At 38.3% G+C, this 20,358-nt stretch carries 7 protein-coding genes; 3 read left to right on the top strand and 4 right to left on the bottom strand.

From position 1 onward, the window contains the following. Positions 1–336 precede the first annotated feature (336 nt). The 3 genes from MY04_RS11075 (at position 337) to MY04_RS11065 (ending at position 16,781) form a co-directional block, all read left to right on the top strand. Positions 337–7,725 carry a type I polyketide synthase gene (locus MY04_RS11075; RefSeq protein WP_066209668.1) on the top strand — a complete coding sequence of 2,463 codons (7,389 nt, stop codon included), beginning with the start codon at positions 337–339 and terminating at the stop codon, positions 7,723–7,725. Positions 7,726–7,799: 74 nt separating this feature from the next. Beyond that, a complete protein-coding gene (locus MY04_RS11070) occupies positions 7,800–14,729 on the top strand; it encodes a beta-ketoacyl synthase N-terminal-like domain-containing protein (protein ID WP_066209666.1) in 6,930 nt (2,309 codons plus the stop codon). A 420-nt stretch (positions 14,730–15,149) separates the two neighbouring features. Further along, positions 15,150–16,781 carry a PfaD family polyunsaturated fatty acid/polyketide biosynthesis protein gene (locus MY04_RS11065; protein WP_066209664.1) on the top strand — a complete coding sequence of 544 codons (1,632 nt, stop codon included), beginning with the start codon at positions 15,150–15,152 and terminating at the stop codon, positions 16,779–16,781. 212 nt (positions 16,782–16,993) lie between these two features. Here the strand turns inward: MY04_RS11065 and MY04_RS11060 are convergent, their stop codons facing one another. The 4 genes from MY04_RS11060 to MY04_RS11045 form a co-directional block, all read right to left on the bottom strand. Next, positions 16,994–17,554: a hypothetical protein gene (locus MY04_RS11060; RefSeq protein ID WP_066209662.1), complete on the bottom strand. Its 561-nt coding sequence runs from the start codon at positions 17,552–17,554 to the stop codon at positions 16,994–16,996. Then, complete coding sequence (locus MY04_RS11055) at positions 17,538–17,858, bottom strand: STAS-like domain-containing protein (protein WP_066209659.1); 321 nt, start codon at positions 17,856–17,858, stop codon at positions 17,538–17,540. Before MY04_RS11055 ends, MY04_RS11060 begins: the two co-directional genes overlap by 17 nt. Before the next feature lie 4 nt (positions 17,859–17,862). Next, the gene (locus tag MY04_RS11050) at positions 17,863–18,882 is read right to left on the bottom strand and encodes a hypothetical protein (RefSeq protein ID WP_066209657.1); all 1,020 of its coding nucleotides are present in this window, start codon (positions 18,880–18,882) and stop codon (positions 17,863–17,865) included. Positions 18,883–18,959: 77 nt separating this feature from the next. Beyond that, positions 18,960–20,192 carry a hypothetical protein gene (locus MY04_RS11045; RefSeq protein WP_066209656.1) on the bottom strand — a complete coding sequence of 411 codons (1,233 nt, stop codon included), beginning with the start codon at positions 20,190–20,192 and terminating at the stop codon, positions 18,960–18,962. Positions 20,193–20,358 lie beyond the last annotated feature (166 nt).

The following is a 20,358-nucleotide window of genomic DNA, read 5'->3' as shown; positions in this document are numbered from 1 at the left end:
AATAAATTTTCACATTTTTTAATTTTCACCAATATTCTACTCAAAAAACGAATGAATGAATACTTACTTCTGTAATAAATGTCTGTTTTCGGATTATTGTACTTTTTTTATAGATGAGTGAAAAGTTATTCATTTTTAAATAAAAACTAATGTAATTTTTTTTCAAAAAGTCTGTCACAAACACAGCAAATAGGTTGTTATACTTGCGAAAATTAAATGTTTTGCGTGTTTCAATTGGACAAACAACAAACCGACCGCAAGCTAATTTTTTTAAGAACGAACAAATTAAATGAGCTGTGCAATTTGAAAATTGTACAATTCTAAGAATAAAGAGATATGACAGACACGAACCAACTGCTGAAAGAGACGCCGATTGCCATTGTAGGTATGGCCTCTGTATTTGCAGATTCTGAGAACCTCGAGAAGTATTGGGAGAATATTATCCAAGGGGTAGATTGTATCAAAGAAGTTCCAGATGATAGATGGAAAATCGATGATTATTATGATCCAAATCCATTAGCGGAAGATAAGACGTATTGTAAAGTAGGTGGCTTTGTTCCAAAGATTGATTTCAACCCGATGGAGTTTGGTTTACCACCAAATATTCTTGAAGTAACAGACGCTTCTCAGTTATTGGGTCTAGCAGTTGCAAAAGATGCCTTGATCGATTCTGGTTATGCTCCAGGTTCTGATGCATTAAAATCAGAACTAAGAGAAAGAACAGGTGTGATCCTTGGTGTTGGTGGTGGTCAGAAACTGATCATTCCTTTAACGGCTCGTTTGCAATATCCAGTTTGGAGAAGAGCATTAGAGTCAATGGGTATGCCAGAAGAGCAAATCCAAGTTGCGATCGAAAAAATGAAAGCAGCATTCGTGCCATGGACAGAAAACTCTTTCCCAGGTTTATTGGGTAACGTAATTTCTGGTCGTATTGCGAACCGTTTCGATTTCGGTGGTATCAACTCAGTAGTGGATGCAGCTTGTGCGGCATCACTTTCTGCAATTAAAATGGCAGTAGCTGAATTGGTAGAGAAAAGAGCAGATATGATGATTACTGGTGGTGTAGATACAGACAACTCTCCATTCATGTACATGTCATTCTCAAAAACTCCTGCATTCTCTCGTAACGGTAGCATCCGTCCATTCGACCAAGATGGTGATGGTATGTTGATCGGTGAAGGTGTAGGTATGATGGTCATGAAACGTTTAGAAGATGCTGAGCGTGATGGCGATAAAATCTATGCAGTAGTAAACGGTATTGGTGGTTCATCAGATGGTCGTTACAAGTCGGTATATGCACCACGTCCTTCAGGTCAGGCATTAGCGATGCGTAGAGCATATGAAGAAGCAGGTTATGATCCATCAACAGTTGGTTTGATTGAGGCGCACGGTACTGGTACCAACGCAGGTGATGCATCAGAAGGTGTATCAATGGGTATGGTATTCGGTGATGATGGAGTGAAAACAAATCACATTGCCTTAGGTTCTGTAAAGTCACAAATTGGTCATACAAAAGCAGCAGCAGGTGCAGCGGGTATGATTAAAGCAGCTTTAGCCTTACACCACAAAATCCTTCCAGGTACAATCAATATCACTAAGCCAAACCCTAAATTAGAAATTGAGAAGAAAGCATTCTATATCAATTCTGAAACTAGACCTTGGTTCCAGAAAGATGCACAAACTCCATTGAGAGCAGGTGTATCAGCTTTCGGTTTTGGTGGTGTGAACCTTCACTTCTCAATGGAGGAGTATAAAGGTCAGTCAATCGTGAAAAATAGAGTGCACAATATCCATAAGCAGTGGTTACTATCTGATGTATCTACTTCTGCTTTGGTAGCGTTAGCTCAAAAACATATTGTAGGTCTTACAGGTGCAGATGCAAAAGCGTACTACAAAGAAGTATCAGCAACAGCATTTGCAGAGAATGTTCCTGCCAACCAGCCAAGAGTTGGTTTTGTGGCTTCATCTATTGAGGAAGCAACGAAAAAATTAGAAGCATTTGTTGCAGGTATCTCTAAAGACATTAACGCAGGAGAGTGGAAGAATCCAATCTTGAACGTTTGGTTTAGAAATGCAGCTTATGCGGGTAAAGATCAAGTGGCAGCATTGTTTGCCGGACAAGGTTCTCAGTACACTAACATGGGTAACGAGATTGCTTGGTCATTCCCAGAAGTTAGAGAAGTATTTGCGAAAGTAAACGGCGTATTCGAACAAGATGGTAAGAAACCATTGACAGAAACGGTTTACCCAATTCCAGTATTCTCAGACGAAGAACGTAAACAACAACAAACTGTACTTACGCAAACAGAAAATGCACAGCCAGCTATTGGTGCATTATCAGTAAGTATGTATCACATCCTTCAAAAATCAGGTTTTAAGGCAAACTACTTTGCAGGTCACTCTTATGGTGAGCTTTCTGCATTGTATGCATCGGGTGCGATTGATCTTCCAACTTTCATCAAATTATCGAAAGAAAGAGGACAAGCAATGTCAGCACAAGCGGGTGTAGATGCCGGAACGATGATGGCAGTGAAAGGTGATGTTGTAGCAGTTCAACCTTACATCGGTAAATATCAAAATGTTCAAGTTGCTAACATAAACTCTGGAACACAAACAATATTAGGTGGTGCTAAGAACGAGTTGGAAGCGTTAAAAACGGAACTAAAAGCAGCGGGCTTATTAGCGACTATCCTTCCTGTTTCAGCAGCATTCCACACACCATTTGTTGGTCATGCTTCAAAACCATTTGCAGCAGTACTTGATCAAACAAACATTGCAGCACCTCAAGGTAAATTGTATTCAAATACACTAGGTACGGCTTACCCAGCTCAACCTCAGTTTATCAAAGAGACGCTGAAAAGACATATTTTAAGTCCGGTAAAATTCAAAGATCAAATCGATACGATGTACAATGAAGGTGCAAGAGTATTTGTTGAATTCGGACCAAAGAACATCTTATCCAACTTAACTTCTGAAATCTTAGCAGGTAAAGATCATCAAGTGATTGCTTTGAACCCTAACCCTAAGAAAAACTCTGATGTTCAGTTAAGAGAAGCAGCTATCCAATTGGCTGTAATGGGTGTTCAAATCGAAAACTTTGATCCATACGCTCGTCCTGTAAAAGAAGCAGGAGCGAAGTCAAAAATGAATGTACAAATTTCAGGTACAAACTATTTGACAGATGGTTTCAAGAAGAGATATCAAGATATCCTAGAGAAAGGTGGAAAAGTACTTTCTCAAAAAGCACCAATCGTAGAAGAAATCGAGACGGTGATTGCAGAGACAACAGACATGTCTCAAATTATTGAAGAAAAAATTCGTCAGAAACAAAATTCAGCTTCCATGGCAGAGAAGGCAGTATTGGATCAAATCCAAGCAGATATTCAGCGTTTGACTGAACAGCAAAATAGAATTGAGCAAATGTTAGCATCGTTGTTCAATATGCAAGCAGATAATCAATTAGGTGCAGGTCAAGCAGCAGCGGCACAACAAATTGCAGCTCCTTCTCAAAATGGAGGGTCGACACAAGGGTCGACCCGTACGGAAGCATCTCCAGTTGCAGCGGCAGCTCCATCTGTAGGGGCTACCCATGTGTCGCCCGTATCAAATGCTGAAATCGAAGCATCTTTATTAGCAGTAATCGCTGAGAAAACAGGTTACCCTTCTGAGATGTTAGAAATGAGCATGGATATGGAAGCTGATTTAGGTATCGACTCTATCAAGCGTGTAGAGATCTTCGGTGCGATGACAGAAGCGAATCCATCAGTTCAAGGTGTAGATCCACAAGAATTAGCAGAGTTAAGAACATTGGCTCAAATTGCTGAATATATTTCAGGAAAAGCAGGTGCATCATCTGCAGGGTCGACACAAGGGTCGACCCGTACGGAAGCGCCTGTAGTTGAAGCAGCAGCGTCTGTAGGGGCTACCCATGTGTCGCCCGTGTCAAACGCAGAAATCGAAGCATCACTTTTAGAAGTAATTGCTGAGAAGACAGGTTACCCATCAGAAATGTTGGAAATGGGTATGGACATGGAAGCTGATTTAGGAATTGACTCTATCAAGCGTGTTGAAATCTTCGGTGCGATGACAGAAGCGAATCCATCAGTTCAAGGTGTAGATCCACAAGAATTAGCAGAGTTAAGAACATTAGCTCAAATTGCTGAATACATTTCAGGAAAAGCAGGGGCATCATCTGCAGGGGCGACACAAGGGTCGACCCGTACGGAAGCGCCTGTAGTTGAAGCAGCAGCGTCTGTAGGGGCTACCCATGTGTCGCCCGTGTCAAATGCAGAAATCGAAGCATCACTTTTAGAAGTAATTGCTGAGAAGACAGGTTACCCAGCAGAGATGTTGGAAATGGGAATGGACATGGAAGCTGATTTAGGAATTGACTCAATCAAGCGTGTAGAGATCTTTGGTGCGATGACTGAAGCAAATCCATCAGTTCAAGGTGTAGATCCACAAGAATTAGCAGAGTTAAGAACATTAGCTCAAATTGCTGAGTACATTTCAGGAAAAGCAGGTGCAACATCATCACCGTCAGCAGCTCCTGCTCCAGTAGCAGCAGCACCAGTACAAGAAGCTCCAGCAGCAGGTGGTGTAACTAATGCAGAAATCGAAGCATCACTTTTAGAAGTAATCGCAGAGAAGACAGGTTACCCAGCAGAGATGTTGGAAATGGGTATGGACATGGAAGCTGATTTAGGAATTGACTCTATCAAGCGTGTTGAGATCTTCGGTGCGATGACAGAAGCAAATCCATCAGTTCAAGGTGTAGATCCACAAGAATTAGCAGAGTTAAGAACATTGGCTCAAATTGCTGAATACATTTCAGGTAAAGCTGGTGCGACTTCAGCGCCGGCAGCAGCTCCTGCTCCAGTAGCAGCAGCACCAACAGCAGGTGGCGTAACAAATGCAGAAATCGAAGCATCACTTTTAGAAGTAATCGCAGAGAAGACAGGTTACCCAGCAGAGATGTTAGAAATGGGAATGGACATGGAAGCTGATTTAGGTATCGACTCTATCAAGCGTGTTGAGATCTTCGGTGCGATGACAGAAGCCAATCCATCAGTTCAAGGTGTAGATCCTCAAGAATTAGCCGAATTGAGAACGTTAGCTCAGATTGCTGAGTACATCTCATCGAAGGCGGGAGCGTCCACCCCCAGTGTAGCGGCGAATACTAATTCGTCAATCGAAAAAAAAAAGTCTACTAGCCAAGTAGAAGAAACAACTGTCGCAGAAGATCATACTTCATTCCTTTCTGGAAATTATGATCGCGTAGCACGCTACGATGTAGAGTTGAAATATATTCCCGAGCCAGACCAATTGGTGATCGAGAAAAATGCAGATGCATGGACAGTCATTACAAATGATGGCTCGGGATTAACCGTTTCTTTAGCACAAGAATTATTGGCTGAAGGAAGAAAAGTAGCTGTATTGACTATGCCAGCTTCATTGGTTCGTCAATCGGCAGTGACTTTACCAAACGAGGTAAAGGAGATTGCTCTAGCTGAAATTTCTGATGATGCGATCAAAGCAGCATTAGCTCAAATCGGTGGAGTAGATCAATTTATTAATGTACATCCTCACTTTAGATTCCCGTTAGGTCAATGGGGTATGCACTTCGACAAGGAAAAAGAATTGTTGAAAGCGGCTTACTTATTGGCAAAACACCTTAAACCTACATTGAATGAATATGCTTCTAAATCAACTAGAGCTTCATTCATGACGGTAACACGTTTGGAAGGTGCTTTCGGAACAAAGAACCCTGGTAATGTTTCAGTAATTGGAGGTGGATACTTCGGATTAACGAAATCATTAAACTTAGAATGGACCAACGTATTCTGTAGAGGGGTAGACCTTTCTCCTCAATTGAAGGCGGAAGTAGCAGCAAAGAAAATCGTAGCAGAATTAAATGATGCTGACGTTTCTACCACTGAAACTTCTTACAACGATGAAGGAAAACGTTTCACACTTGCAGCAGTTGAGCAAGCACATACAGCAGGTACAATGCGTACTTCTAGTATCACTTCTCAAAACGTATTCTTAGTAACAGGTGGTGCCAAAGGAGTAACGGCGGATTGTGTTAGAGCAATGGCGAAAACGTACAAGTCTAAGTTTATATTAGTAGGTCGTTCGGCATTGACTACAGAAGAGCCATCTTGGGCACAAGGTGTAGCTGAAGAGCCAATCTTGAAAAGAAATGCCATGATGTTCTTAAAAGAAAGCGGTGAGAAGCCACTTCCTAAGACAGTAAACAGAATGGTAGGTGCAGTACTTTCTCAAAGAGAAATCGAAGAGAACTTAGCGTACATTCAAAGTGTTGGTGCAGAAGCACATTACACTGCAGCTGATGTTACGGATGCTGAAAAATTAAAAGCAGCTGTAGCACCAATCGTTGCTAAAACAGGTGCTATTACAGGAATCATCCACGGTGCAGGTCGTTTAGCAGACAAACTGATAGAAAACAAAACAGCAACAGACTTCGATAACGTTTATGATGTGAAGATCTCTGGTTTATTAGCAGCCGTAGCCGCTGGTAGTATCCACGATATCCAACACGTTGTATTGTTCTCTTCTGTAGCCGGATTCTACGGTAACGTTGGTCAAACAGACTATGCAATTGCGAACGAGGTATTGAACAGAGTAGCACACTTATTCAAGAAAAACCATCCAGACGTACATGTTGCTTCAATCAACTGGGGTGCATGGGACGCAGGTATGGTAAGCGGAGAATTAAAGAAATTATTCGAAGCACACGGTGTTTCTCTAGTTCCTTCTGATGAAGGTCCTGTAGCAATGGTGGATCAATTAAGTGATGCTTTTAAAGCACAACCTCAAGTGATTTTAGGTGGTACTTTACCACTTGCGAAAGCAGATATTTCAGGTGATTTGAAAAGCTATACGGTAAAGAGAAATATGACAGAAGAGAAAAATCCTTTCCTTCAACATCATATGATCCAAGGTAATGCAGTATTACCTATCGTAAACGCTTCTACTTGGATGGTGCAAACGGCAACGGATTTATATCCGGGCTTCAACATCCAAAGAGTAGACAACGCAAAGCTTTTCAAAGGAATCGTATTTGATGGTACTCAGGCGGAAGACTACACAATTAAAGTGACAGAAACGTCAAAATCAGAAAAGACTGTAACGTTGACAGTGAACGTTTCTAGCGACAATGGAGGTAAACTTCCGCTGAACCATTACCAAACACAGATTACTTTAACATCGGATAATGTAGAAGCACCAATTATGCAATTACCAAACGAGAATGTTTCTCCAGCGGTAGCAGATGCTTCAACAGTATATACAGATGGTACACTTTTCCATGGTGCTGACTTTAATGGTATCAAATCCATTTTAAAGATGGACGAACAAAGCATGCTTTTCAAATGTGAGCATGACGGAGTAACGGAAGAGAGACAAGGACAAGTTCCTGTGAAAAAAGTGAATCCATATTTAATGGATATCATGTACCAAGGAGCCGTTGTTTGGGTAAGAAGATTCCATGGAGCAGCAAGTCTTCCATTAAGTACGGACTATGTAGAAATTTTTGATGCACTACCATTTGGTAAGCCATTCTACGTTCAGATTGATGTGAAGAAAACAGACGACTTCTCTATGGTGTCAGACATCACTGCATTCGATGCAGAAACTGGAAAGGTTTACATGAAGAGTTACGGAGCGGCAATGACAATCAGCCGTGAACTAACTTGGTCATAACTATAAGTATGGGTGGACCCACGTGTCCACCCTTATTTTAAAATACCATTCCGTCATTACAGATAAGATATAGAATGAGCAAAAAAGATAAAATAGCAGTCATTGGTATGGGAGGATTATTCCCAGGGTCATCCGATTTGGATACCTTCTGGAATAACCTACTTGATAACAAAGACCTTGTTACTCGTTCTGATGAACAGACTTTCGGACAAGATCCCGAACGTTTGTATCATACAGAAAAGGGTAAGCTCGATAAATGTTACGCGGTTCGTGGTGGTTACGTACGTGACTTCCAATTTGACCCTCAGGGATACAATATCTCTAAAGACTTACTAACAAAACAAGACGATCAATTTAAGTGGTCGTTACATGTAGCTCAACAAGCTTTACAAGATAGTGGTTACTGGCAAAACACTAAGGATAAAAACTGTGGTGTTATTGTGGGTAACTTGTCATTCCCTACACGTCGTTCTCGCCAAATATTTGCACCCATTTATGCAGATATGGCTAGTCAGGTATTTACAGAACTGACAGGTGAACAAGTGAAAGTTCCTTTTGCTAACACCGATTACGATGCGAATATTCATGAAACTTTATTGACGAACTCACCTTCTGCCTTGATCGCTCAAGCAGTAGGGTTAACGTCGACCAACTATTCTCTTGATGCCGCATGTGCATCAAGTTTATATGCCATCAAATTAGCCATTGATGAATTGCAATTGGGTAAAGCCGATATGATGTTGGCAGGTGCTGTAAGTGGTGCCGATCCATTGTTTATTCACATGGGCTTCTCTTATTTCCATGCATATGCTCGTATGAATGAAAAGTCTGCTCCTTTAGATAATACTTCAGGAGGATTGACGTCATCTGAAGGAGCGGGTATGGTGGTCTTGAAAAGACTAAGTGATGCACAAAAAGATGGTGATAAAATCCTAGCAGTTATTGATGGTGTAGGTTTATCAAATGATGGTAAAGGGAAATTCCTTTTAAGTCCTAATCCAAAAGGTCAAAAGCTATCTTTCGAAAGAGCTTACAAAGGTACCAACTTAACGCCAGGAGAAATTGATTATCTAGAGTGTCACGCAACAGGTACGCCACTAGGTGATACAACAGAGATCAATTCAATCAGCGATTTCTTTGCACAAGAAGAGGTAAGACCTCCATTCTTAGGTTCAGTAAAATCGAACATGGGACACTTGCTAACAGCTGCCGGTATGACGGGTATGTTGAAAGTGATCCTAGCGATGCAAAAGAAATTTATCCCAGCAACCATCAAAATTGATGGAGCTGTACATTCCAACGATCAAAAGGTAGGTAGAGATCAAATGATGTTGGAAAATAAAGAATGGCCACAAAAAGGAGAGTTACCTCACGCAGGTATTAACGCTTTCGGTTTTGGTGGTACAAATGCCCATATGATCTTATCCGCTTATGATGAGAAAGTAGAGGCAGAAAAAGAACAGATTACATCACCCAAACAACCTCTTTCAATTGTTGGTATGGATCTTCACTTCGGTGGATGTTCCAGCTTGGAAGATTTTTATTTATCACTATATCAGGGTCAGCAATTCTTCAAAGACCTTCCGGCCAATCGTTGGAAAGGTATGGAAGAATTGGAGACTCTGAAGAAAGGTCTTGGGTTAGAAGATATTAAACGCTTGAAAGGAGCGTGGTTGGAAGAATTTGATTTGGATATTCTTCGTTTCAAAATCCAACCGAAAGAAGCGGAACGTTTAACGTTGCAGCAGACTTTAATGTTAACAGTGGCAGACCGAGCATTACATGATGCAGGTTTGAAACAACTAGAAGGAAAAGGAGCCAACATTGCAGTATTAACAGCAATGGAATCTGAATTGGAAATCCACCACCGTATGGGACGTTGGGATCTAATTTGGCAGGTAGAGAAAGCATTGGAAATGGCAGGTCTAGAAATGGATGTGCAGAAAAAAGAATCACTTTCTGATGTTTTAAAGAACTCTGTATTCCAAGCCTTCGAAGACCACTCTCCATCGGAACACACAGGCTTTATCGGTAACATTATCTCAAGTAGAGTTTCTGCTCTTTGGGATTTCACTGGACCTTCATTCACGATTTCATCCAACGAAAATGCGGTGTATAAAGCATTGGACGTAGCGAGAAATATGTTGGCTTTAGGTGAAGTGGATGCCGTAGTGGTAGGTGCCATCGACTTGGCCGGTAGCATGGAAGGTGTATTAAGCCGTCATGTTTTAAACCCAGTCAATACAGGTGATATTTCCTTCGGTTGGAATACAGAAACAAACGGTTGGAATATCGGTGAAGGTGCAGGTGCTATTGTGATCAAGAGAGCTGAAGATGCGAAAAACGATCGTGTGTATGCTCAAATTGATGATGTAGCTATTGTACAATCAGGTTTATCATCTCTGAATGGTGAAGTCAACCCTCAAGCCGTAGCACAAGGAGCGGAAGAATTATTACAAAGTAATGGTTTAGATGCCTCTGATATTGGATTGTTGGAAGTGTCAGCATCAGGTATTCCTTCTGAAGATAAAGCTGAGATTGAAGGATTAACATCAGTATATCAATCAGAAGACGATAAACTGACATGTGCCTTAGGTTCGGCGAAAGCGACTGTAGGTCATACGTTCTCCGCTTCAGGTATCGTTTCAATTATCCGATCAGCTTTAGCTTTATACCACAGATTTATTCCTGCTACTCCACAGTGGTCAGGACCTAAATTTGAGGAGAAATTTAAAAACACACCTTTCTACGTTCCTCAGGTATCTTCACCTTGGGTAGTAGAAGAAGGAAAAGATACATTAAGAGCAGCGATCTCAGGTTTAGCGACAGATGGTTCTTCGGCACATGTTTTAATGTCAGAAGGATCTCACCCACAACTTGACGAGCGTAGCCCTTACTTAGCCAAAGGAGGAGAACGTTTATTCCCTCTTTCTATTGAAAGACCGGCGGGTATTAACGAGCAACTGTTAGGTATTCTAACAGATGTGGAGACCTTAGGCTTCAATGAAACATCAGACAAACTTTGTGAGGCATTTAATCCTGCAGCACCTATTAAACCAATTTTCGTTGCTAAAAACGAGAAGGAATTAATGCGTGATGTGGCCTTCTTCCAAGCACACATGAAAGATGCTTATAAAGGAAAGAAAGCGTTACAAATGCCAACAGGTAGTTACTATAATCCTAACCCAATTGGGAAAGATGGAAAAGTAGCTATGGTCTATCCAGGTTCTGGTGCAGCTTACCAAGGTTTTGGTGCATCTTTATTACAGATGTTCCCAAGCTTATATGACCACATCAAAGATTCTGTAAACTACCCGAACAGAGCGTTCTTTACAGAATATTTATACCCTAGAACACTGAAAAAGCCAACTGCTGAGGAAATCAAATTACAAGAAGAGAATTTGGGAACAAATGCACTTCCTGTAATGGCGATTGGTGTTGCCTTTGCAACGGCCTATACAGTGCTTCTTCAAGATATCTTAAAAGTAAAAGCAGATTCTTTGGCAGGGTACAGCATGGGGGAAACTTCTAGCTTATGGTACGGTCAAGGACTTTGGGATGGTCATCAAGTAGATGAGAAATTCTTAGAGTCGAATATCTTCTCTGAAGTGGTTGGTGGTGCAATGACTGTTCTTGGTGAAGAATGGGGCATGGACGCTGCGACTGCAAAATCAAAATGGAGAAGCCGTTTGATTACCTTAAATGCACAGACGCTTGGTTATGCAACACTAGAAGATTGGTTTAGAAACGAGGTGGAAGGGAAGTACGAAAGAGTGTACTTGACGTTCATCAATACCGATTCTGAAATCATATTGTCTGGTGATAATGACATCCTAGAAGAGATCATGCAAAAGTATGCCCTTTCTTCGGTGACGTTAACCATTAACAACTGTGTGCACCATACATTTATCCGTAGAGTAACGGAAGAATTCGTGACGATGCACAACCTTCCATTACAGAAGGAAGTGACAAAAACGGTGTATTCGGGCGTAACACACAAACCTTTAGAGATCAATGAAGAGGTGATTGCCAACAATGCCAAAGAGGTATGTTGTCAAGAAGTAAACCTTCCGAAATTGATTAGAAGTATGCATGCGGATGGTCATCAATTATTTATTGAAGTGGGAGCAAATGCAACCCTTTCGAGATGGATTGGTGAGATCTTAAAAGGTGAAGAACATGCAACAATTGCAACAGACCGTAAAGGATCTGATTCATTGAAAAGTTTCATGGGTATGATCGCTCAATTGTTAGGTCAAGGAGTAGAACTTGATCTTCAAGCCATCATCGCCAAGACATCAATGAAAGGCATTCAAAAGAAGAAAATCTTTAAAACTTTACATACTGGAGGAAATCGCTTTAAAGAATTTGCATTCACTGCAGAGAACAAAGCAGCCTTCATAAATTCAACGAACAGAGTCAACACCGCAGAACCTGTATTGGCAGGAGAGGAGTTCGACATGTTTGCTTTATCAGAAAAAGAAGAACAAACTACCAAAGATATGGATAAGAATTCAACCTTAGATGTGATTGAAAATAAGGTGAAACAAAAGATCGCTGAGAATGGCTTGGCGCTTTATGATTTCGACGCACCTGATTACAAAGCGAGCAAGAAAGATGCGATCTGGAATGAACAAGATCTATTGACTTTCGCTACAGGTAAAATTGCTGACGTATTTGGTCCAGAGTACTCTATTATCGACACCTACCCTTGTCGTGTAATGTTGCCAATGCCTCCATACTTATTGGTGAGCCGTGTAACGAAATTGAATGCCAAAACAAACGAGTACAAGCCATCGAGCTTAACAACGGAATACGATATTCCTTACAACTCTTGGTTCGCAACAGACGGTCAAATTCCTTGGGCAGTAGCCGTAGAATCTGGTCAGTGTGACTTATTATTGATTTCATATTTGGGGATTGACTTCCAAAACAAAGGAGAGTACAAATACCGTCTATTAGACTGTACGTTGACTTTCTTGGACGATCTTCCATTCGAAGGACAAACATTACGTTACGACATCAGCATCGATAGCTATGTTCGTAATGGTAACAACTTATTATTCTTCTTCCGTTATGACTGCTATGTTGAGGACAGAATGGTATTGAAGATGCGTGGCGGATGTGCCGGTTTCTTCAACGAAGCTGATTTGGCTGAAGGTCAAGGTGTAGTATACAAGCCAGAGGAATTAGAAGAAAGAAACAACCGTAAGAAGCAATTCTTCGAGCCACTTTTACACTGTGATAAAACTACTTTCAACCAAGAGGAGCTTTTAGCGTTAACTCAAGGTGATTTAGAAGGTGTATTTGGTTCGGATTACAATACATTAGGTAGAAACAAATCATTACGTCTTCCTCCAAAAGATATCTTGATGTTGGACCGTATCACTAAGTTAGATATTAAAGGTGGTCATGCAGGTCTAGGATGGATTGAAGCAGAGAAAGATCTGAAAGCCGACGATTGGTACTTCCCATGTCACTTTAGAGATGACGAAGTATTAGCAGGTTCATTACAAGCTGAAGGCGGTGGACAGTTATTACGTTTCTTAATGTTATACATGGGTATGCAGCGTTTAACAAAAGACGCTCGTTTCCAACCTGTATTAGACATCCCTCAAAAAGTAAGATGTCGTAAAGAGGTAAACGCCAAAGATGGCAAGCTAATTTACCGTATGGACGTGAAGGAAGTAGGTTTAGTTCCTGAGCCATACGTAGTAGCTGACTTAGAAATTATCTATGACGGATTGTCGTCTGTATACTTCGAAAACTTAGGTCTTCGTTTACAAGAAAAAGACAACCCTCAATATAAAAAGGACTTAGCCAACACTAACCACGGTGTGTATGTGAAGCCAGTGAACAAACCCGTTTTATTAGACGAAGGCGACATCACTCAATTCGCATTAGGTCCAGTATACAAATGTTTCGGTGATGAGTACAAAGTATTCGAAGGACGTTCATTATCACGTCAGCCAAACACGGATCTTCAAGTAATCTCTAGAGTTTTATCAATCAGTAATGAGAGACACGACTTTAGTAACAACCCTACAATCATTTCAGAATATGATGTTCCTGTAGACGCATGGTACTTCAAGCAAAATGCTTCTCCAGTAATGCCTTATTCAGTATTGATGGAAGTGGCCCTTCAACCATGTGGTTTCTTAGGTGCTTACTTGGGATCAACTTTATCTGTGCCTGACAAAGACTTGTTCTTCCGTAACCTTGACGGTGACGGCGAGATGTTAGTTGATGTGGATCTTAGAGGTAAAACAATCACCAACAAAGTTGTGATGACGTCGCATACGAACCTTGCAGGAACAGTATTGCAACGTTACACTTTCGAACTTTCAGTGGATGGTACAGTATTCTACGTAGGTCAATCATCATTCGGATTCTTTACAGTAGCCGACTTATCGTCTCAAGCAGGTCTTGATTCAGGCGAGAAAGTAGCTGCATGGAAAGACGTGACGGATTATGACAAGAAGAATGCAATCACATTCAACTTAGATTCATTGTTCGGTAAAATGAAGTTGTACAAGTCGACCAACCCAGCTTCTCCAAGATTACACTTGGCTGAAGATCAGTTGAACTTGTTAGACAGTGCAACAATCATCAAAGAAGGTGGTAAGTACGGTAAAGGTTATATCCACGCCACTCGTGCTATCAAGAACTACGATTGGTTCTTCACTTGTCACTTTTACCAAGATCCTGTAATGCCAGGTTCATTAGGTGTTGAAGCGATCCATCAAGCAGTTCAAGTTTGGGCATTGCAAAACAACTTAGGTGAGGGCATGACCAACGTAGGTTTCAACCACCACGCTCCAAACAAAACCGTTTGGAAATACAGAGGTCAGATTCTTCAAGGAGATCCAACAATGAACTTGGATTGCCATATCAAAGAGGTGATCAAGGAGAATGGTAAAGTGGTAATTTTAGTAGATGCGAATCTTTGGAAAGGAGATTTGAGAATTTATGAAATTACGGATCTTTCATTGGTGATCAGCTAATTATCCTCCAAATAGCTTAAGAGGGGCATCACATGGGATGCCCCGTACGGGGCCATCCACGTATGGCCCCTTTCGAATGCCCCTCATTAGCTCATAAATACCAAAATCCCAGGAATTTATTTCCGAGAATAATATCCCAGGAATAATATCCCAGGAATAAATTCCTGGGCTGGTAATAATTAGAACCTTACCGACTAAAGTCGGGAAGGTTTTAGACGAGGAAATTCATTAAAGACTTTAGTCTTTGATGAAAAGATTATCACTAGCCCAGGACTTCAGTCCTGGGTAATCTAGATGAGGATGTGGTAGGGATTCTACCAATGGGTAATCCATTCAAGATATTTTTGAAGAGCGAATTACACGAAAAGCAAAACATTTCACGTTTTTCATTTTTCACTTTTCATTTTTAATTCTAAAAAAATGAATACAACAGCAATACAAAACAGCGGCTTAAAGACCTCCACAAAATCCACTTCCAAGTGGTTCGGTGCTTCAAGCTTTGCAAAATATACAACTGAGGAGATCAAGCAGCAGTTTGAGAAATTAGACAAGCAGCTTTTCGTCATCAGAAACCAAGAAGGAACAGTAGGTGTAGCGGATGGTATGGGTACAGCTACATCATCTGATTTACAATCTGCAGAATTATTAGCCAATATTCCTGCTTATGCTCCAGAAGCATTGGGAGATCCATCTTTTAGAGCAGCGTATGGTTTGAAATATAACTACATGGGTGGTGCCATGGCCAACGGTATTTCATCAGAAGATTTGGTGATTGCTTTAGGTAAGGCAGGCATGCTTTGTTCTTTTGGTGCAGGTGGTTTGATTCCTTCAAGAATCGAGCAAGCGATTGATAAAATTCAAGCGGCATTACCTAACGGACCGTATGCGTTTAACTTGATTCATTCGCCGAATGAGGTAGCTTTAGAGAGAGAAGCATGTGAGCTTTTCTTGAAGAGAGGAGTGAAGGTGATCGAAGCTTCTGCATTTATGGACTTAACGCCATTTGTAGTGAAGTTTAGAGCGGCAGGGTTACGCAAGAATGCGGATGGATCGATTCATATGGAAAACAAGATTATCGCTAAGGTATCTCGTTTAGAAGTAGCGGAGAAGTTCATGCGTCCAGCACCAAAGTCGATCTTAGATAAATTGGTCGCTGAAGGTCAGATTACAGCAGAGCAAGCAACTTTAGCCTTGTCAGTTCCTATGGCCGATGACATTACAGTAGAAGCAGATTCTGGTGGACATACAGATAACAGACCATTGGTGTCGTTATTGCCATCGGTATTGTTGCTAAGAAATAGAATCCAAGAAGAATTGAACTACCCTGAGCAAGTACGTGTAGGTGCTGCCGGTGGTATTTCAACACCTCAATCGGTATTGGCGGCTTTCGCTATGGGTGCAGCATTTGTAGTGACAGGTTCTATCAACCAAGCATGTTTAGAGTCGGGTGCATCAGATCATTCTCGTAAAGTGTTAGCACAAGCGGGTATGACAGACATCATGATGGCGCCAGCATCAGACATGTTCGAATTGGGAGTGAAACTTCAGGTATTGAAGAAAGGTACGTTGTTCGCCTTAAGAGCGCAGAAGTTATACGATACGTACATCGCTTACGATGGTATCGATGCTATTCCAGCCAAAGAAAGAACAACATTAGAGAAAACCATTTTCCAAGATACGTTAGAGAACATCTGGAAAATGTGTATCGAGTTTTTCCAAGAGCGCGATCCAGAGCAAATCACAAGATCAGAAAACAATCCAAAGCGTAAGATGGCATTGATCTTCCGTTGGTACTTAGGTCTTTCTTCATCATGGGCTAACCGAGGTGTGAAAGGTAGAGAGTTGGATTACCAAATCTGGTGTGGTCCTGCAATGGGTGCATTCAACGAGTGGGTAAAAGGTACTCCTCTTGAGCAATGGGAAAACCGTAAAGCAGTAGATGTTGCACATGCGTTATTTAACGGTGCAGCCTACTTGTACAGATTGCAATACTTAGAGATGCAAGGTGTACAAATCGATGGTAAATACAAGGCTGCAAGCGTAAGATATTAATCAAGCGCGAACAGACTCATTCATATCTTATTTATTATAGACCCCGGGGCTTTTGGTGCCGGGGTCTTTTGTTTGTTATAAATGGCAACTAACTTGAAATGTTAAATTATTTTTGATTAACTATTTCAAATAACCTATTATAGTGATTGCTTGGAATCAATCTATGTTTTGAGTTAAAATTCTAATTTATTGTAGTTAATAAGAGGAGATTTTTATACTGAATGTAATTCTTTTAAAATTTCAGAAAATTGTTTTTGAATTGTTAATACTTCAGAGTTGACTTGTTCAGATATATTAGAAAAATCTATATTGTTTTCCTTTGAAGGACAATTAGATAATTTTTTTTCTAATGCTTCCAGTTTATTTTCTAAATCAGTTATATTTTTTTTGTTTAATTCAAATGCAGTATAAATATTATTTAAATAATTAAAAGGGTGAATAACATTTTTCATTAAAGCTCTAATTGAAGATATATCCATTTTTGTTTCGACATGTAAATTTGCTGAAAAATCATTAAATTTTGACCATAAATCATCAATTTTATTAACTAAAAAAATGTATTTGTTCTGACTAGAGTTTACGTTTTTTTGAATAACATTGGCTATATAAATTCCAACTAAAATTGTTATAATACTAATAAGTAGACTAGGAATATCTAATTCTTTTTTTATTTTAAAATAAGAAAATTGTAAAGTAATATAACAGACAAATGAACCGATAATAGATCCCAAAAGGAAAATTATTAACTTTTCCTCATTATTTCTCCATTTCATAAACTGATTGTTTAATTTTTTCGATATACTTTGGCCATTCATTAGAAACAATTGATAACCTATTCCAAACATTATCTGCACCAAATTCTTGACCCAAAAGTCTAAATGCTTCATTTAAAAATGAACTTGTATATCCTTCGCCTCCATCTAAAATCACTTTCAGTTTAACACCTTTATTTAAAGCTTCTTCAAACCTACTTTTTAATAAAGTATCATAAAATTCTAACCCTGATTTAGGTCCATCTTCATAGGTGCGAAAACCTGTTGTTGGAGAAAAATCCTCTTTTATATTTATTTGTATCATTTTTTTAGAGTTTAAAGTAAGATGGAGTACATTTTTCATCTATTTTCCAAAAATAATAAGTTCCTGAAAAATTAATAGGTAAAGTTTTGTAAATTTTTCTATCAAAATCTAAATAAACATTATTGGTAATAACAACAAAATTAGTTATTATCCTATCTTTATACATTTCAAAAATAGTAGGTAAGCCCTTACCTCTCCAACTTAAACCCGTTCTTGATTCTATGCCATTTTCAAATGCAGTTTTTAATATGTCTGCATTATCTTTGAAGAAATCTTTGAATTTTTTAAAGATTCCTTTTTTCTGATACGTTTTTATTATTCCTTTACCATTATCAACAAATGAATATTTACATGTGTTTTCATCCTCAAAGTGACTAATTCCTAAGTGCCATATTACTGATGAATCATCATAAAAAGCATGATCACAAGTATTTCTCATCATTTCTCCAAGCCCTCCATATAATGCAGGACACCTTGCTTTCATACCCCAAATAGTATCCATTGTAGAGTGAATCTCTGGAACTAATTCACTTTGGTTAGTTTTTTTTGTCCCAGTTTTCAATATTTTATTTTTTGATATTTTATTAGCTTTTGAAATAGATCCATCCATATGTTCAAAGAAACCTGAACATTCTAAAATTTTGTTTGCTGAAAAAGAATTTGGTTTTTCTCCTTTGAAAAATATACCTTGTCTCTCCAAATCAGAAATAATAGATAATAATAATGAAATTGCCCCTTCTGTGATTTTCTCTACTTTTTGTAGTTTAAGATCAATAAAGTAACCTTGATTACCTATTCTTTTAATATTACTAATAAATTTTAGAGTTTCAATTACTTCTTCATATTTTAAAGTGAGGTTTTTAGGTGCTTCTATTTCTTTGAATTGAGGGTTTTGTTTTAGGATTTGTTTTTTATAAATGAAGGAAGTATTGTATACTTTATTTTTCCTCTTTATTCTTATTCTTAACCGTTTTTGACAACGGTTTTTGAAGAATTGCTTTTTATGTAGTTTGTTTTTTTTCAATTAAGATAAATTATTTTTGTTATTATTTGATTCAGTTATTGTTAATATTTAACAAAAAAAGAGTGTTTTATAAATCATTATTTCATGTTTTTAATAATAGTTGAAATTTTTTCTATACCATCAATAGTTGTTGGTAATTTTTCTGTATCAGAAACCAAATCTGAAAAAATAACTCTTTCAAAATTTCCCAAAGTCCCTGGGCTTTTTTCTTTTATCTCACCTGATTTATCAGCATAACTCTGAATAAATCTACAAAGTGTAATTCTTAATTCCACTTGAATTAATTCTGTTCTAGTTATTTTATAATTGTATAAAATAATTCTGAAAATATATAATAGAATGATAATACCAGAAATTATCGGAATAGCAGTAATGAGTGATTTAATTAATTGACTATCAATTCTTCTTTGAGTGGCTACAATTCTTTTAGAATATAATTTCTGCAATTCTAGACTATTATTTGAAATGCTATCACCTTTTAGGTCTTCTTTTAAATCTTTGTAAGATTGTTCGATTGAGTTAATATTTTCAATAGATTGAAAGCTTGATCTGATATTATAATATTCAAAAAATAATATTACAATTATTAATATACTTAAGCAAGTTAAAATACTAAGTAAATTTGAAGACCTTTTTGAAAGTTGAGTTTTAACATCTTGAAAACCTTTTGAAAGAGCGACATAATTATAATTAGAAACATTTTCTTTTAAAAAACTTTCAAGATCATCCAGTCTTTGTTGTCGTTCATCTTGTTTTTGTTCCCATTCTTTTAAATAATTAGCCTCTTCAAATATTTTATTTTCTACATCTTTAAAAGACTCTTGTTTCTCTTTAAGTTCATTTATATGTCTATATATCCTACCATAATCGTCCCTTAAAATCTTTAAAGGGAGTTCATGAAGCATATAATAAATTCTAGCTTTGAAGTCTAATGGATATTTTTCAATATTTAATCTTACAATATTTCTAATTTCATCAATTCCATTAGCTTCTTTGTTTTTAACTACTAGTTTTAAATTAAATTCAAATAAAATGGGAAATGTGATTAATAAAATTTCCAAAATAAATTCTTCATCGTTGGTTTTAGTATAATTATATAAATAATTATTATTGATAAGAATTTCTTTTAATTCATTTAATCTTACTTTTACATCACGTTCCCAACTATCTTTATTATTAATTAATCTATTTACATGTTTAATTAATAACTTATTTAATGATAAATAATGATTATCTAAGTCCTTTATATTTTCTAATTTTCTTCTTATTTCTAATAATTTGTCTTCAAATTCTGTTGTATAAACTTCCATTATTTATTATATCATTATATAGTTAAATCTTATTTGACAAAAAAATGAGAAGTAATAATAGTATGGTACTCTAAATAATCTTGGCGAATTTTATAACTTACCAATCAAAAGTAAAAAGTTTTTAGCTCATTTTCAGTCTGTTGTTAGATCCCTAAATTTAAACACT

The sequence above is a fragment of the Flammeovirga sp. MY04 genome (assembly GCF_001682195.2).
GTDB classification, from domain to species: domain Bacteria; phylum Bacteroidota; class Bacteroidia; order Cytophagales; family Flammeovirgaceae; genus Flammeovirga; species Flammeovirga yaeyamensis.
Note: the sequence above shows the minus strand (reverse complement) of the source record. Positions and strands in the feature narration are given on the sequence as shown.

Coding starts and splice junctions, on each gene's coding strand:
- MY04_RS11075 (WP_066209668.1), top strand. CDS start 337: ATGACAGACACGAACCAACTGCTGAAAGAGACGCCGATTGCCATTGTA.
- MY04_RS11070 (WP_066209666.1), top strand. CDS start 7,800: ATGAGCAAAAAAGATAAAATAGCAGTCATTGGTATGGGAGGATTATTC.
- MY04_RS11065 (WP_066209664.1), top strand. CDS start 15,150: ATGAATACAACAGCAATACAAAACAGCGGCTTAAAGACCTCCACAAAA.
- MY04_RS11060 (WP_066209662.1), bottom strand. CDS start 17,554: ATGAAATGGAGAAATAATGAGGAAAAGTTAATAATTTTCCTTTTGGGA.
- MY04_RS11055 (WP_066209659.1), bottom strand. CDS start 17,858: ATGATACAAATAAATATAAAAGAGGATTTTTCTCCAACAACAGGTTTT.
- MY04_RS11045 (WP_066209656.1), bottom strand. CDS start 20,192: ATGGAAGTTTATACAACAGAATTTGAAGACAAATTATTAGAAATAAGA.